Origin of the sequence: Alteribacter lacisalsi, from assembly GCF_003226345.1 — a bacterium.
In the GTDB taxonomy this organism is placed as follows: domain Bacteria; phylum Bacillota; class Bacilli; order Bacillales; family Salisediminibacteriaceae; genus Alteribacter; species Alteribacter lacisalsi.
On record NZ_PDOF01000004.1, the window covers coordinates 171,899 to 185,239 of the forward strand.

General features: G+C 49.1%; 17 protein-coding genes and 1 riboswitch. Of the genes, 1 reads left to right on the forward strand and 16 read right to left on the reverse strand.

Annotated elements, in window-relative coordinates:
- Window positions 1-85 precede the first annotated feature (85 nt).
- On the forward strand, window positions 86-916 hold the full coding sequence (locus CR205_RS19100) for a MetQ/NlpA family ABC transporter substrate-binding protein (RefSeq protein ID WP_110521741.1): 831 nt from the start codon (window positions 86-88) through the stop codon (window positions 914-916).
- Window positions 917-1,203: 287 nt separating this feature from the next.
- On the opposite strand, the gene CR205_RS19105 is transcribed toward CR205_RS19100, so the two are convergent.
- The 16 genes from CR205_RS19105 to CR205_RS19180 form a co-directional block, all read right to left on the reverse strand.
- Window positions 1,204-2,334, reverse strand: coding sequence for an acyl-CoA dehydrogenase family protein (locus CR205_RS19105; protein WP_236634909.1), 1,131 nt, complete (start codon window positions 2,332-2,334; stop codon window positions 1,204-1,206).
- 69 nt (window positions 2,335-2,403) lie between these two features.
- On the reverse strand, window positions 2,404-3,228 hold the full coding sequence (locus CR205_RS19110; protein ID WP_110521743.1) for a MetQ/NlpA family ABC transporter substrate-binding protein: 825 nt from the start codon (window positions 3,226-3,228) through the stop codon (window positions 2,404-2,406).
- Window positions 3,225-4,637, reverse strand: coding sequence for an LLM class flavin-dependent oxidoreductase (locus CR205_RS19115; RefSeq protein ID WP_110521744.1), 1,413 nt, complete (start codon window positions 4,635-4,637; stop codon window positions 3,225-3,227). The genes CR205_RS19110 and CR205_RS19115 overlap by 4 nt, the downstream gene beginning before the upstream one ends.
- A 173-nt stretch (window positions 4,638-4,810) precedes the next feature.
- Window positions 4,811-4,919: riboswitch (SAM riboswitch) on the reverse strand.
- 495 nt (window positions 4,920-5,414) lie between these two features.
- Entirely contained in the window at window positions 5,415-5,807 is a 393-nt protein-coding gene (rpsI, locus tag CR205_RS19120) for a 30S ribosomal protein S9 (RefSeq protein WP_110521745.1), read from the reverse strand.
- Window positions 5,808-5,828: 21 nt separating this feature from the next.
- A complete protein-coding gene (gene rplM, locus CR205_RS19125; protein WP_110521746.1) occupies window positions 5,829-6,266 on the reverse strand; it encodes a 50S ribosomal protein L13 in 438 nt (145 codons plus the stop codon).
- Between the two features lie 280 nt (window positions 6,267-6,546).
- Window positions 6,547-7,338 carry a tRNA pseudouridine(38-40) synthase TruA gene (truA, locus tag CR205_RS19130; protein WP_110521747.1) on the reverse strand — a complete coding sequence of 264 codons (792 nt, stop codon included), beginning with the start codon at window positions 7,336-7,338 and terminating at the stop codon, window positions 6,547-6,549.
- Between the two features lie 35 nt (window positions 7,339-7,373).
- Window positions 7,374-8,168: an energy-coupling factor transporter transmembrane component T family protein gene (locus CR205_RS19135; protein WP_110521748.1), complete on the reverse strand. Its 795-nt coding sequence runs from the start codon at window positions 8,166-8,168 to the stop codon at window positions 7,374-7,376.
- Entirely contained in the window at window positions 8,165-9,034 is an 870-nt protein-coding gene (locus CR205_RS19140) for an energy-coupling factor transporter ATPase (protein ID WP_110521749.1), read from the reverse strand. Before CR205_RS19140 ends, CR205_RS19135 begins: the two co-directional genes overlap by 4 nt.
- On the reverse strand, window positions 9,010-9,855 hold the full coding sequence (locus CR205_RS19145; RefSeq protein ID WP_110521750.1) for an energy-coupling factor transporter ATPase: 846 nt from the start codon (window positions 9,853-9,855) through the stop codon (window positions 9,010-9,012). The genes CR205_RS19140 and CR205_RS19145 overlap by 25 nt, the downstream gene beginning before the upstream one ends.
- 378 nt (window positions 9,856-10,233) lie before the next feature.
- Entirely contained in the window at window positions 10,234-10,593 is a 360-nt protein-coding gene (rplQ, locus tag CR205_RS19150) for a 50S ribosomal protein L17 (RefSeq protein ID WP_110521751.1), read from the reverse strand.
- Between the two features lie 128 nt (window positions 10,594-10,721).
- Entirely contained in the window at window positions 10,722-11,666 is a 945-nt protein-coding gene (locus CR205_RS19155; RefSeq protein WP_110521752.1) for a DNA-directed RNA polymerase subunit alpha, read from the reverse strand.
- A 182-nt stretch (window positions 11,667-11,848) separates the two neighbouring features.
- Window positions 11,849-12,241 (reverse strand): 30S ribosomal protein S11, encoded by a 393-nt coding sequence (gene rpsK, locus CR205_RS19160; protein WP_110521753.1) that lies wholly within the window; start codon window positions 12,239-12,241, stop codon window positions 11,849-11,851.
- 18 nt (window positions 12,242-12,259) lie between these two features.
- Window positions 12,260-12,625 carry a 30S ribosomal protein S13 gene (rpsM, locus tag CR205_RS19165; protein ID WP_110521754.1) on the reverse strand — a complete coding sequence of 122 codons (366 nt, stop codon included), beginning with the start codon at window positions 12,623-12,625 and terminating at the stop codon, window positions 12,260-12,262.
- Window positions 12,626-12,646: 21 nt separating this feature from the next.
- A complete protein-coding gene (rpmJ, locus tag CR205_RS19170) occupies window positions 12,647-12,760 on the reverse strand; it encodes a 50S ribosomal protein L36 (protein WP_110521755.1) in 114 nt (37 codons plus the stop codon).
- A gap of 48 nt (window positions 12,761-12,808) precedes the next feature.
- Window positions 12,809-13,027 (reverse strand): translation initiation factor IF-1, encoded by a 219-nt coding sequence (infA, locus tag CR205_RS19175; RefSeq protein ID WP_010896341.1) that lies wholly within the window; start codon window positions 13,025-13,027, stop codon window positions 12,809-12,811.
- Window positions 13,028-13,031: 4 nt separating this feature from the next.
- Window positions 13,032-13,334: a KOW domain-containing RNA-binding protein gene (locus CR205_RS19180; protein ID WP_110521756.1), complete on the reverse strand. Its 303-nt coding sequence runs from the start codon at window positions 13,332-13,334 to the stop codon at window positions 13,032-13,034.
- Between the last annotated feature and the right edge of the window lie 7 nt (window positions 13,335-13,341).

Genomic DNA, 13,341 nt, shown 5'->3' on the forward strand with positions numbered 1-13,341 from the left:
AGCTGCATGACAATGAGGTGTTATTGCACCTTAGTCATTCCAAGAAAACTGAAAAAATATATGAAACTGACAGGAGGAACAATAAATGAAGAAGGTACTAATCACAGCGTTATCAGCATTATCTCTTACAGCACTTGCCGCCTGCGGAGGTGGAGAAGGCGACGAAAACACAGTAACAGTCGGTGTAAACGGATCAGGCATCCCATTGTGGGAGTACATGGCTGATAAAGCAGAAGAAGAAGGCATAACAATAGAAATCCAGGAATTCTCCGACTATGTAAGACCGAACATGGCACTGGCTGATGGAGAAGTAGATTTTAATGCATTTCAGACGATTTCCTATTTTGATAATTTTATTGAAGAACACAACCTGGACCTGGAGCCGATTGCAGGAACGTATATTGCACCAATGGGTCTTTATTCCGATAAATACGAATCTCACGAAGAGATCCCGGAAGGCGCTACGGTTGCCGTCCCGCAGGAGGAAACGAACCAGGGACGTGCGCTTCTCCTGCTTCAGGAAGCAGGATTTATTGAACTGCCGGAAAACTTTGACGGTATTGGAGATGCCAGTGACATCGTGGAAAACCACCATGACCTGAACATTGAAGAAGTACAGGCTGCCCACACACCACGCGTCATTCCAGATGTGGATGCATCTGTAATCAATAATGGTGTAGCAGTAGAGGCAGGTTATATCCCGGTAAACGACGCCATTTTTATTGAAGACGCAGACGGAGCTGCTGCCTATGTAAATATTCTTGCAGTGCAGGCTGAAGACCAGGACAATGAGACACTTCAGCGTATTGCCGAGCTCTATCATGAAGAAGATACTCAGGAGTTTATCATCGACCTGTATGAAAATTCACTTCTGCCGACATTTATTGATGATATGGATGAATTAAGAGAGTATTAAACTTTAATCAGAAGGCGGCTGTATCAACCAAAAGCAGATTGACAATGGTTCCTCCTCGCTACTAACACGAGAAACCTGCTTGTGCAGATCTTTTAAAAGAGTGTAGCGCTTCTGCTCCATGCTTCAGGGGTGCTAACAAGCCATTCACAAACAAAATCACATGCGATTTCATAGCAGAAATCACATGTGATTTTTTGTTTTTAAATCCGTATTTTATGGTTAAATTTCGCACACCATAGGTGGCGGTTTTATTGCTTTTTTCATAAGATTTCCATGGGTTTGTCCTGTTAAGTAAACGCTCTTTTTCCTATTGAACGGAGGACGATATCATCGGATGGAGGATTATGAAGACCGGCACGTACATCCCGAAAATACCGTTGAAGAGGACTCTTTCTTGCTAGGCTGCGGGCACCGGCAATCCTCATCGCCAGGTCAACGATGCGGTTGGCACTGTTGGTGACGATGTACTTTGTGGCGGCAAGATCCGAAGCTGCCCGTTTCCGCCCGGCAGGTTCCTGCTCCCATTTTTCAACGGTGCGGTACAGTACCTGTCGGCAGGTAAACAGCTCTGCATCCATTTCTCCTGTTTTCTGCTGTATCTCCGGTGTCTCACAGATCGGACCCGGCAGCGTTGAGGGTCTGAACTGACTGGCAAAGTGAACAGCTTCATTTCTTGCCGCTGCTGCTATCCCAAGATAGACAGCCGGTACCTGCAGATACCACCCTTCAGGGACCGGGTTTTTCTTGTGTGTAAAAAGAAGGTCCTCTTCTCTCACATACACATCATTGAGACACAAGTCATCACTCTTTGTAGCTCGCATTGAAATCGTATCCCATGTTTCTTTGACACTGATCCCCTGCAGACGGTGATCGACGAGAAAGGTCCCTTTAGTATCGGTCTGGTCAATCCGTGCGGTAACAACGGAGTAATCGAGAGCAGTGGCCATGGAGGTAAACGACTTTGTTCCGTGCAAAATCCAGCCTCCGTCTTTTTTTACAGCAAGGGTAGTCGGCAATCCCCCTCTGGAAGGGCTTCCTGTTGCGTGCTCTGTCGCTGCCTGGTTGATAAGAACCTGATCCTGCACCACCTTTTTACATAGCGTTTCAAAGGCCGCTCCCCGCCAGTTATTCTTCTCCGCCGCTTCAAGGATCACACCCAGGTGCCAGCCGACAGACAACGCAGTCGCCCCGTCCCCGGCAGCGATCACCTCCTGAAACTCCAGAAATTCCTTGAGTCCAAAGCCTTCACCGCCATATTTTTTAGGTACAGTCAATGACAGAAAACCGGCTTCCTTCAAGTCATTGAAGTTCTCAGTCGGGAACAGATTGTTCTCATCATAATAAGCAGCACGTTCACTGAAAGCCCGGGCAAGCTCTTCAGCCTTTTGGAAAACAGGCACAACACGTGCAATAGCCATCATTACTTCCTCCTCGTGCGGGGTCTGACCCTCTGATCACAGTTTCATAATTTGTCAGGCCCCCTTGTATTATTCTTTCATCCAGCCGGGATAGTTGAACCCTTCGAAATCCTCTTCGATCACCTGTCTGAAGTGGTCGGATTCTATCGCTTTTTTAATATCCTCTACAAAAGGCTCGTCAGTGTCTTCGGTGCGTACAACAATCTGGTTCTGTATTTCAGGCGGCATGTTGTCAACGATCAGAGCGTCATCCAAATCCATGCCGGCTGACAGGGCGAAATTCCCGTTTACTGCTGCAAGATCCAGTGACTCAAGAGACCGAGGGAGCTGCCCTGCTTCAATTTCCTTAAACTGCAGATTGAGAGGATTGCTCGTCACATCCTCAGGAGAGGACCGGATCGGGTCCGCATCTTCACTGATTTCAATCAGTCCGGCATCGCGTAACACGGTCAGCCCTCTTGAGAGGTTGGTCGGATCATTCGCAACACCGACAGTAATGCCTTCTTCAATATCATCCAGTGATTCAAAGCGATCAGAGTAGAGGCCGATCGGTGCTGTTGGAACCGGGATGACAAGGGATAAGTCCATATCACGGTCTTCTGTAAAAGCATTCAAATACACTTCATGCTGAAACAGGTTTGCATCAATTGAACCGTCATCAAGAGAGAGATTCGGGTGGACATAATCACTGAACTCCACGATACTCACCTCGTATCCAAGCTCCTCAAGCTCAGGCTTGACCGCCCACTCAAGCATTTCTGTATAGGGAACGGTTCCCCCAAGTACAAGCTCCTGTTTTTCCAGTCCGGAGGCACCTTCATTGGCCCCGCATGCCGTTAGTACAGCCACTCCGGAAAATACCAAAGCAAATAATCCTGTCTGTGGTCTGGTCATCTTGTTTTTTCTCCTTTCGCTTCAAAGGTTTCTGGTTTCACTTTATAGCCGTACCCCGGATGATCGTCAGGAAGATGGGCACTTTCGTGATCGAACAGCTTCTCACGGAGTGTCCCTTCCTTGTAGGATGTTTTATAAATTCCTCTGACCTGAAGCTCGGGAACAACGAGATCAACAAATGCTTCCAGGTCTCCCGGGGTTAGGAGATGGTTCAGGTTGAAGCCGTCCACACCGGACTCTTCGAACTGTTTCTGGATGCCATCTGCTACCTGCTGTGGATTACCGACAATGTACGTTTCCCGATCAATATGTTCAAAGCGGCTCAGCACCTGACGGATCGTGGGCTGCTTTTTTGGATCTCTGTCCACTGTAGCCTGCTTGTAGTGTGCGTGCTCGGTCTTTTTGAAATCAAAAGGAAGGGATGGGTCCAGGGATTCATAGAATGACAGATCTTGACCGCTCGCTCCTGCGAACTGGGCTTTAGCGGAATCTACACTCCATAAATCATCGTACTCAGCAAATTTACGTTCTGCTTCCTCCGTTGTCGGAGCCACCACTACATTCAAAAAGGAAAAGAACTTCAGATGATCAGGGTTACGCCCCAGTTCCCGCGCCTGTGCCTTTATGTCCTCAATGTATTCCCGGATTTTCAGCGGCGTCGGGCCTCCCACGAAGATGCATTCAGCGTGCCTGGCAGCAAATGCACGTCCTTTTTCTGATGTCCCTGCCTGATACAGAACGGGGGTGCGCTGGGGAGATGGTTCACTGAGGTGAGGCCCTGCCACACTGAAGAAATTTCCCTTATGATTGATTTCATGAACGCTATCCGGGTTCACAAGGGTACTGTTGTCTCCATCCTCAACGACAGCCTCTTCTTCCCAGCTGCCTTCCCAAAGCTTATAGGATACATCGAGAAATTCATCAGCAATCGTATAACGCTTATCGTGACGGACCATATCTTCAAGGCCGAAATTACGCGCTGCGTTTGGAAGGTATGAGGTGACCACGTTCCACGCAATCCGTCCATTTGTAAGGTGATCGAGGCTGGAAAACCTGCGGGCATTCGAAAACGGCTGTTCATAGGTGGTGCTGATCGTGATGGCAAACGACAAATGTTTCGTCACACTGGCCATAAAAGGAACCACATAAGAGGCATCGATCGCCGGGACCTGCATGCCGTCCCGCAGGGATGGCCCCCTGCTTTGGCGGTACGTGTCATAAATTCCTAGCACTTCGGCGAAAAAAACAGCGTCAAACTTCCCTTTTTCAAGAAGACCTGCAATCTCCATCCAATAGTGAGGATCTTTGTATTCACGGTGTCTCCGGCTGTTTTCGTGCTTCCATAACCCATGGGAATTGTGCATGGCACTTGTCATGTCAAAAGCATTCAGGATTAATTGTTTCGTCATCAATAAACTCTCCTTTTTCCTTAGTATTCAGATAAATTTACTCGGATAAAAACTTGAATGAACGTCATCACCCTCCTTGTAAGCCAGGTTCAGAAAGAAGGGGCGTCTTTCAGAAAACAACAAAACCCTCTTCCTGAAAAAAGAAGAGGGTGTAGGTACTGATACATCAACTCTTCTTATCTTCCGGAGCAGTCTCCGATGGATTTAACACCTTTCAATCCCGCTGGATTGAGGTTGTTGAAGCTTCTCAGGGCCATATCCCTCCACTTCTCTTGATAAAAAGACACGCTATGCAGTTTTTTTTCCGACAGATGAAAATCCCTCTGTCTGGAGATTACATATTAGTCTATCAGCAATTTTCAGACGATTCAATGATTAATTTTTCCTGGAAGTGATGCGGGACTATCTAAGGGCAGTCTCATGGCAATCTCAGGATTACCCTGCTGAAGAAGGACATTGAAGATTTCATGCCCCTTATGGAGGAGTACCAGCGAACTGTTACTACCTCCAAAAGGAAGAAAATCAGAAAAACAATTACGCTGGATAACTGCGTGCCAATACTCCATTACAAAATAGGGTTGAGACCACATTAAATAATATCTATACCCATATAACAAAAGAAGCCAAAGAAAAAACCGCAGAAAGCTCCCTGAGTAAATGGGAAATCCAACTTGAATTTTTTTGAGTCATTTTTGGGTCATTTCTAAAGAAAAACACGAAAAAGCCCCCTCTGCCTGCATGAGGCAAAGAGGGCTGAACCCTTGGTATATAAGGGAATTAACGCTTCGAGAACTGAGGAGCACGACGTGCAGCTTTAAGACCGTATTTCTTACGCTCTTTCATACGAGCGTCACGAGTAAGGAATCCTGCACGCTTAAGTGATGTGCGGTACTCAGGGTCTGCTTCGAGAAGCGCGCGGGAGATGCCGTGACGGATCGCGCCCGCTTGTCCTGTGTAACCTCCACCGTCCACGTTTACGTGGATGTTGTACGTACCTTCTGTTTCAGTTTCAGCGAGTGGCTGTTTAACGATAAGCTTTAGAGTTTCAAGGTCGAAGTACTCGTCGATGCCGCGCCCGTTGATGACGATTGTACCGTCACCAGGTACGAGGCGTACACGTGCGACAGAGTGCTTACGACGACCTGTTCCGTAGTATTGAACCTGTGCCAAAGTTGGTAACCTCCTTTATAATTAACCGCGTAGTTCGTAGTTTTCAGGCTGCTGAGCCTGGTGTGGATGCTCGCTTCCCGCGTATACGTGAAGCTTTTTGCCCTGCTGACGTCCAAGAGAACCTTTTGGAAGCATGCCTTTTACTGCAAGCTCAAGCATTTTTACCGGCTTGCGGTCGCGCATTTCCTGAGCAGTCATGCTCTTAAGTCCGCCTGGATGCTGGCTGTGACGGTAGTACATTTTGTCCGCCAGTTTGTTACCAGTCAGGTGAATTTTTTCAGCGTTGATGAGAATTACGTGATCTCCAGTGTCAACGTGTGGTGTGAAAGTCGGCTTGTGCTTGCCGCGAAGAATGGATGCTACTTCACTTGCAAGACGACCAAGTGTCTGACCTTCTGCGTCCACAACGTACCATTTGCGCTCTACTTCCTGAGCTTTTGCCATATATGTCGTACGCATCAGTTATTTCCCTCCTAAAACTTCAATCAGAAATCAAAATCAAGTGTTGGATCTAAAACGATTCGTCTGCCCGGGGCTAGTGGGCTTTAGAATACCATATAACATCATAACCCATGGAAATACTGATGTCAACAGGATGTTACACCAGGATTCGTTGTTATGGGAATTTTTTTTGACGGGTTTTATTGACCCTAGGCCGGCGGTTGTGATCAACATGGTTTTATCCACGAAAAAATGAATTTATCCGCGCTATTTTTGATATATCCGCGACTTTTCGGTTTTATCCGCGATCCTCGCCGCTTTCGTCACTTCCGCTGCCGAAAATGTCCTGCTCATAGAATACGTCCCACAGATACAGGCCGCAGCCGGGGACAGTAGCCCCGGCCTTTTCCCGGTCACGGGCAGCGATAACATCCGGCACGGAATCCGCCGTTCGTTTGCCCTGCCCCACTTCCACGAGAGTACCGGTGATGATCCGCACCATCTGGTAGAGGAAACCGGTCCCTCTGAAAACAAGCAGCAGCTCGTCACCTTCCTCATGAATTTCGAGTGCGGTGATGGTGCGCACCTTATCTGTGACCGGTGACTTCTGGGAACAGAAGCTCGTAAAGTCATGGGTGCCGAGAAAGTGCCGTGCAGCTTCGCGCATAGCCTCCACGTCCCTGATGAGGGGAAAAGGCTGGTGAGTGTAATTCCGGCGGAACACGTCCCGTTGACGGCCGCTCAGGAGCCTGTAGCGATATTCTTTTCCCGTCGTATCATAACGGACATGAAAGTCATCCGGTACAATAGCCACCTCATGCGCCGCGATGTCAGGGGGGAGAACCGCTGTGAGAGCAGCAGGCCAGCGCTCAAGAGGGATCTTCAGCTCCGAATCGAACTGCACAACCTGGCCACGGGCATGCACGCCGGCATCGGTCCGTCCCGATCCCTTTGTCTCCACTTCCCGCCCTTTATGAATCTTCCTCAGCGCCCTCTGGAGCTGTTCCTGAACGGTTCGGCCGTTTTCCTGAATCTGATAGCCCGAGTAGGCCGTCCCGTCATAGGCGAGCCTGCAAACGTAACGTGTCATGTTGGTACCTTCTTTCTCTATGAACTAAGAGCATTCTACCCTCTCAAAGCAAAGATACAAACCCCGGTCAGTGCCACCAGGAGGAGCACCCAGGCATCTGACGGTCTCAAGACCATCCGGCGGAAGCGGGTCCTTCCTTCACTGCCGGTGTATCCTCTCGCTTCCATTGCCACAGCAAGTTCTTCGGCTCTTCGAAACGACTGGATGATGAGAGGAACGAGAAGGGGTACGAGCGCTTTGATCCGCCTCACAAGTGAGCCGTTTGAAAACGAAGCCCCTCTAGCCGTCTGAGCCTTCATGATTTTTTCCATCTCCGTAAAAAGCGTCGGAATAAACCTCAGTGCAATACTCATGGTGAGCGCCAGCTCGTGTGCAGGGAGGCCAAGACGCTGGAGCGGTTTGAACAGACGTTCAAGAGCGTCTGTGAGTTCAATCGGCGTTGTTGTAAGGGTGAGCACGGTTGCCAGCACCAGGAGGAGAAACAGGCGGCCCGCAAAAACCGCTCCGTCCCTGACCCCTTCCTCGTAAACAGTAAGCCACGTGAGTTCAAATAGCACCGTGCCTTCACGGGTCATCAGCATCCGGAAGAGAAATAATAAAATAACCATGATAGCAATGAACTTGAGTCCCTTCAGCAGATACCTCACCGGCACCTTCGTGGCCAGAAAAACGAGTGCGGCAAACAGAAAAGCCGGAATCAGCGCCGCCGGCCGATTCGCCAGAAAGAGCACTAGCAAAAACAGAAACAATCCGGCAAGCTTTGCTCTGGGGTCCATCCGGTGTATGAACGAATCCCGGCGGACATACTGCCCCATGATCATCGATTTCATTGTGACGCCCCCTCCCCTCTGAGGAGCCGGACGATCTCTGCCGCCGTTTCATCCGCCTCATATGTGGTGAGGGAATGCGGACTCGAATGACCGAGTGCCATAAGAATCCGCACAGGCATCGGCACATCGAGGCCGATTTCAAGAAGACGGTTCCGCTCCAGAAACACAACAGATGGCTGGCCTTCCATGACGACCGTTCCGCCGTTCATCACATAAATAAAATCCGCATATTTCGCTGCGTCCTCCATGTGGTGCGTGACGAGGATGTAGGAACGGGCTGCTGCCGCCTTCTGCCAGTCGGAAAACATCTTCATCATTTGTCTGCGGCCTTTAGGGTCGAGGCCGGCTGCCGGTTCGTCCAGAATCAGCACATCCGGTTCCCCTGCAAGCACTCCGGCAATCGCCACACGGCGCATCTGTCCTCCGCTGAGTTCAAACGGTGAGCGTTCAAGAATTGAGTCATCAAGACCGGCTGCTGCAACGGCTGCCTGAATCCTGCTCCTGATTTCAGTTTCTTTAACACCAAAATTGCGCGGCGCGAAGGAAATGTCTTTTTCAACCGTTTCCTCAAACAGCTGGTGCTCGGGATACTGAAAGACCATCCCTACACGCCTGCGGAGCCTGTACAGTTCCTTCTGCTTTGTTCCAGGTGAAATCCTTACTTCACCAGCCGTCACAGAGCCTTCTGTCGGAATGAGCAGACCGTTCAGATGCTGCACGAGAGTGGATTTGCCGGATCCTGTGTGACCGACAACCGCCACCCGGCTTCCGGGCGGAATATCGACATTTACGTCTGACAGGGCTTTTTTTTCAAAAGGTGTACCTTTTCCGTATATGAAGCCTAGGTCTTGCGCTTTAATGTGCATAACGCTTCTACCATCGCTTTCTCCGTTACGGCATCTTCAGAAAGAGCAACACCTTGGCTTTCAAGTTCGGCTCTCAACTGAACGCTGAACGGCTGTTCCAGGCCGGCCTGATCCAGGACAGCCCTGTTTTGAAATACGTCTTTCGGTATTCCCTCTGCTGTTATAACCCCATCCTTCATTACAATCATCCGGTCAGCATAAAACACTTCCTCAAGGTCGTGGGTAATGCTGATTACCGTGACCTTCTCTGTCTCCCGAAGCCGTGCTGTGAGTTCCAGTACCTCTTTTTTTCCTGACGGGTCGAGCATGGATGTGGCTTCGTCAAGAATGATGATATCAGGTCGTAATGCCAGTACTCCTGCTATAGCCACCCGCTGCTTCTGGCCGCCTGATAGATTATGAGGTTCCTCCTCTTCAAAACCGGTAAGACCTGCCTGCACGATTGCAGAGGCTACTCTCTCTTCCATCTCATCAGCCGGGACACCGTTGTTTTCAAGCCCGAACGCCACATCGTCCTGCACAGTTGGTGCGACAATCTGGTTATCTGGGTTTTGAAAAACCATGCCCACTGTTTTTCGGATCGCAGCCGTATCCGCTTGGGATTTCGTATTGAGGCTGCGAATCAGCACGTCCCCCTTCTGGGGAAGCAGGAGTCCGTTCATCAGTCTGGCCAGCGTCGACTTACCCGAGCCGTTATGACCGGTGACTGCCAGCCACTCTGAGCGTGACACCGATAGCGATACATCCGTTAAAACCGGAGCGGAATCATCATAATAACGAAACGAAGCATTCCTTACCTGAACCGCTGTCTCCTCACCCATACTACCCACTCCTGATCTCCAGCGCGTGTTTACAGATACTGATGAAAAGGCTGGAAGGTTGTCTTTTGTCTTTGTTAAACATGATTTATCACCAGCAGGAGCGAAAGGCGGCGACTCCAGATGGAAAAGCAAGAGACGAAGACCTCGCAGGGCGCTTTTCCCGAGGAGGCTGAGGCCAAGACCTGCGGAAAGCGTCCGCCTGCAGCGTATGCGTATGTCTGTAAACGAACAGCGAAGCTGTAAATTTGTTTTCAGACATAAGCTCTGACGAAACTGGCTTTTTTTGACTTCCAGACGCGCAAAAAAAGGGCATAGAAACAGAATCTGCCGTGTTGTCAGATTCTGAGTCCCGCCCTTTTAAGCAATCGGTTTGATTGATTATACCAATTCGATGATTGCCATTTCAGCGCCGTCCCCGCGGCGTGGTCCCAGCTTGTGGACACGAGTGTATCCGCCTTGACGGTCCTCGTAACGCTTAGCCACATCATCAAAAAGCTTTTGAACAGCTGTTGTGCCTTCATCGTCCGCAAGTTCAGAACGTACAAAAGCAGCAGCCTGACGACGAGCGTGAAGGTCGCCGCGCTTTCCGAGTGTAATCATTTTTTCAACGACAGAACGAAGCTCCTTCGCTTTTGATTCAGTCGTTTCGATTCGTTCGTTGATGATCAGATCAGTTGTAAGATCGCGAAGCAGTGCTTTACGGGCAGAGCTGTCACGACCAAGTTTTCTGTATCCCATGTTGTGAGTCCCTCCTTCTCTAAAGGTTGTCCGTTCTCTATAGGTTCATATCGCACCCTGAAACACGGGCAGTGCGCCGCGTGTTTCTTTTAGAAGAGAAATGCTTTCGAATAGAAGCCTGATGCTGACTATTCTTCGTTGCGTAAGCCAAGGCCGAGTTCGCCCAGCTTTTCCTGAACTTCTTCAAGGGACTTGCGTCCAAGGTTACGAACTTTCATCATATCTTCTTCTGACTTCTGAGTCAGTTCCTGAACCGTGTTGATTCCTGCACGCTTAAGGCAGTTGTAAGAACGCACGGAAAGATCAAGCTCTTCGATCGTCATCTCGAGTACTTTCTCTTTCTGATCTTCTTCTTTCTCAACCATGATCTCGGCATTCTGCGCCTGATCGGTGAGGCCGACGAAGATGTTCAGGTGCTCGGTAAGAATCTTTGCACCAAGTGAAACGGCTTCTTCCGGGCGGATGCTTCCGTCCGTCCACACGTCCATTGTGAGTTTGTCGTAGTTGGTAATCTGACCTACACGCGTGTTTTCCACCTGGAAGTTCACTCGGGAAACCGGCGTATAAATCGAGTCAATTGGAATGACACCGATTGGCAGTTCACCTGAATTATTTCCTTCAGCCGGTACATAGCCGCGACCGCGGTTAGCACTGAGCTTAAGATGGAAGTTTGCGTTTTTGGACAGTGTGGCAATGTGAAGATCAGGGTTTAAAACCTCCACGTCACTGTCATGCATAAGATCAGCAGCCGTTACGACGCCTTCACCCTGGGCTTCAACCTCGAGGGTCTTCTCTTCATCAGAGTAGATCTTAAGCGCGAGCTTCTTCAGATTCAGAATAATCGTTGTCACATCTTCCGTTACGCCTTCAATCGTAGAGAACTCATGAAGTACCGTATCGAATTGTGCACTTGTTACCGCTGAACCTGGCAGTGAGGATAGAAGAATACGGCGAAGGGAGTTTCCAAGCGTCGTACCATATCCCCGCTCTAATGGTTCTACTACAAATTTGCCATATGAAGCATCATCATTAATTTCAACAGGTTCAATTTTCGGCTTTTCGATTTCGATCATTAAACAAACCCTCCTTCAAAACGTCGAAACCCCGGCTGACCGGAAAACGGTCAGACCGGAATCCCTCATTGGGCACATCCGATCTTTTACGAATCGTCAATATTCCCAAAAGAGTCTTCCTTTATTCATGACTCTTATCCATTATTGACACAGGTATGGTAATCCATACCCTTTGACCGTTATTATACTCGACGACGTTTTGGTGGACGGCAGCCGTTGTGAGGTACTGGAGTAACATCTTTAATCATGTTAACTTCCAGACCAGTTGCCTGAAGGGAGCGGATTGCAGCTTCACGTCCGGCACCAGGGCCTTTAACGGAAACTTCCACAACCTTCATCCCGTGTTCCATAGCTGCTTTTGCAGCTGTTTCAGCAGCAGTCTGTGCTGCGAAAGGAGTTGATTTACGGGATCCTTTGAAGCCTAATGCACCAGCACTGGCCCAAGAGATTGCATTCCCGCGAGGGTCTGTGATCGTTACAATCGTGTTGTTGAATGTGGAGCGGATATGCGCAATTCCGGATTCAATATTCTTACGCTGACGACGCTTTGAACGAGTCGTTTTAGGTTTAGCCATAACAGTACATTACCTCCTTTACTTCTTCTTGTTCGCTACAGTACGGCGAGGTCCTTTACGCGTACGTGCGTTGTTCTTCGTTTTCTGACCACGGACAGGAAGACCGCGGCGGTGGCGGATTCCACGGAAAGATCCGATTTCGATCAGACGCTTGATGTTAAGGGACACTTCACGGCGAAGGTCACCTTCTACTTTGACTCCGTCTACAACTTCACGGATACGTCCGAGTTCATCTTCCGTCAAGTCGCGTACGCGTGTATCTTCTGATACGCCCGCTTCTTTAAGGATCTCAGCAGCTCTTGATTGTCCGATTCCGTAAACGTAAGTGAGTGATACGACAATCCGCTTATCGCGGGGAATGTCTACTCCAGCAATACGTGCCATTACGTTACACCTCCTGTTGGTTTAACCTTGTTTTTGTTTGTGTTTAGGGTTTTCGCAGATTACCATGACGGTACGTTTTCGGCGAATAACTTTGCATTTCTCGCACATCGGCTTTACAGATGGTCTTACCTTCATGCTTTTTACCTCCTTGTGATACGGAGTGCGCTTTCGCTATCCATCAGCTTATTTATAACGATACGTGATACGACCACGGGTTAAATCATAGGGAGACAATTCAACGGTCACTTTATCTCCTGGTAGGATACGAATGAAGTGCATACGGATCTTACCGGATACGTGGGCAAGAATCTTGTGTCCATTCTCCAGTTCAACACGAAACATCGCGTTGGGCAGCGGCTCAATGACCGTGCCTTCTACTTCGATTACATCTTCTTTGGCCATGAATTTACTCTCCTTCCTTCAGTAAATTGTCATTCATATATGATGAAATTGCAAACCGCAATTTGGCATTGGTCACACGGCCCGTATCGACAATGCTATTTTTGACTTCGGGCATGACCAGTTCGGTCCGCTCAAGATGCTGAATGTTTTTCTTCTTTGCTCTGTCGACCTTCCGCTTGTCGCCGTCGGCTATCAGAACAAATTTTGCATCCAGCACACTGATAATACACGCATACTGATCTTTATCTCTGCCCTTGACTATTCGCACAAGCTCACCGAGCTGCGGAACGGCTTCAGGATCCTTCATTCCGTGA

Bases quoted from the DNA above. Each gene is read 5' to 3' on its own strand.
- CR205_RS19100 (WP_110521741.1), top strand. From the start codon at position 86: ATGAAGAAGGTACTAATCACAGCGTTATCAGCATTATCTCTTACAGCA.
- CR205_RS19105 (WP_236634909.1), bottom strand. From the start codon at position 2,334: ATGGCTATTGCACGTGTTGTGCCTGTTTTCCAAAAGGCTGAAGAGCTT.
- CR205_RS19110 (WP_110521743.1), bottom strand. From the start codon at position 3,228: ATGACCAGACCACAGACAGGATTATTTGCTTTGGTATTTTCCGGAGTG.
- CR205_RS19115 (WP_110521744.1), bottom strand. From the start codon at position 4,637: ATGACGAAACAATTAATCCTGAATGCTTTTGACATGACAAGTGCCATG.
- rplM (WP_110521746.1), bottom strand. From the start codon at position 6,266: ATGCGTACGACATATATGGCAAAAGCTCAGGAAGTAGAGCGCAAATGG.
- truA (WP_110521747.1), bottom strand. From the start codon at position 7,338: ATGACACGTTACGTTTGCAGGCTCGCCTATGACGGGACGGCCTACTCG.
- CR205_RS19135 (WP_110521748.1), bottom strand. From the start codon at position 8,168: ATGAAATCGATGATCATGGGGCAGTATGTCCGCCGGGATTCGTTCATA.
- CR205_RS19140 (WP_110521749.1), bottom strand. From the start codon at position 9,034: ATGCACATTAAAGCGCAAGACCTAGGCTTCATATACGGAAAAGGTACA.
- CR205_RS19145 (WP_110521750.1), bottom strand. From the start codon at position 9,855: ATGGGTGAGGAGACAGCGGTTCAGGTAAGGAATGCTTCGTTTCGTTAT.
- rplQ (WP_110521751.1), bottom strand. From the start codon at position 10,593: ATGGGATACAGAAAACTTGGTCGTGACAGCTCTGCCCGTAAAGCACTG.
- CR205_RS19155 (WP_110521752.1), bottom strand. From the start codon at position 11,666: ATGATCGAAATCGAAAAGCCGAAAATTGAACCTGTTGAAATTAATGAT.
- rpsK (WP_110521753.1), bottom strand. From the start codon at position 12,241: ATGGCTAAACCTAAAACGACTCGTTCAAAGCGTCGTCAGCGTAAGAAT.
- rpsM (WP_110521754.1), bottom strand. From the start codon at position 12,625: ATGGCACGTATTGCTGGAGTAGACATTCCCCGCGATAAGCGGATTGTC.
- rpmJ (WP_110521755.1), bottom strand. From the start codon at position 12,760: ATGAAGGTAAGACCATCTGTAAAGCCGATGTGCGAGAAATGCAAAGTT.
- infA (WP_010896341.1), bottom strand. From the start codon at position 13,027: ATGGCCAAAGAAGATGTAATCGAAGTAGAAGGCACGGTCATTGAGCCG.
- CR205_RS19180 (WP_110521756.1), bottom strand. From the start codon at position 13,334: ATGAAGGATCCTGAAGCCGTTCCGCAGCTCGGTGAGCTTGTGCGAATA.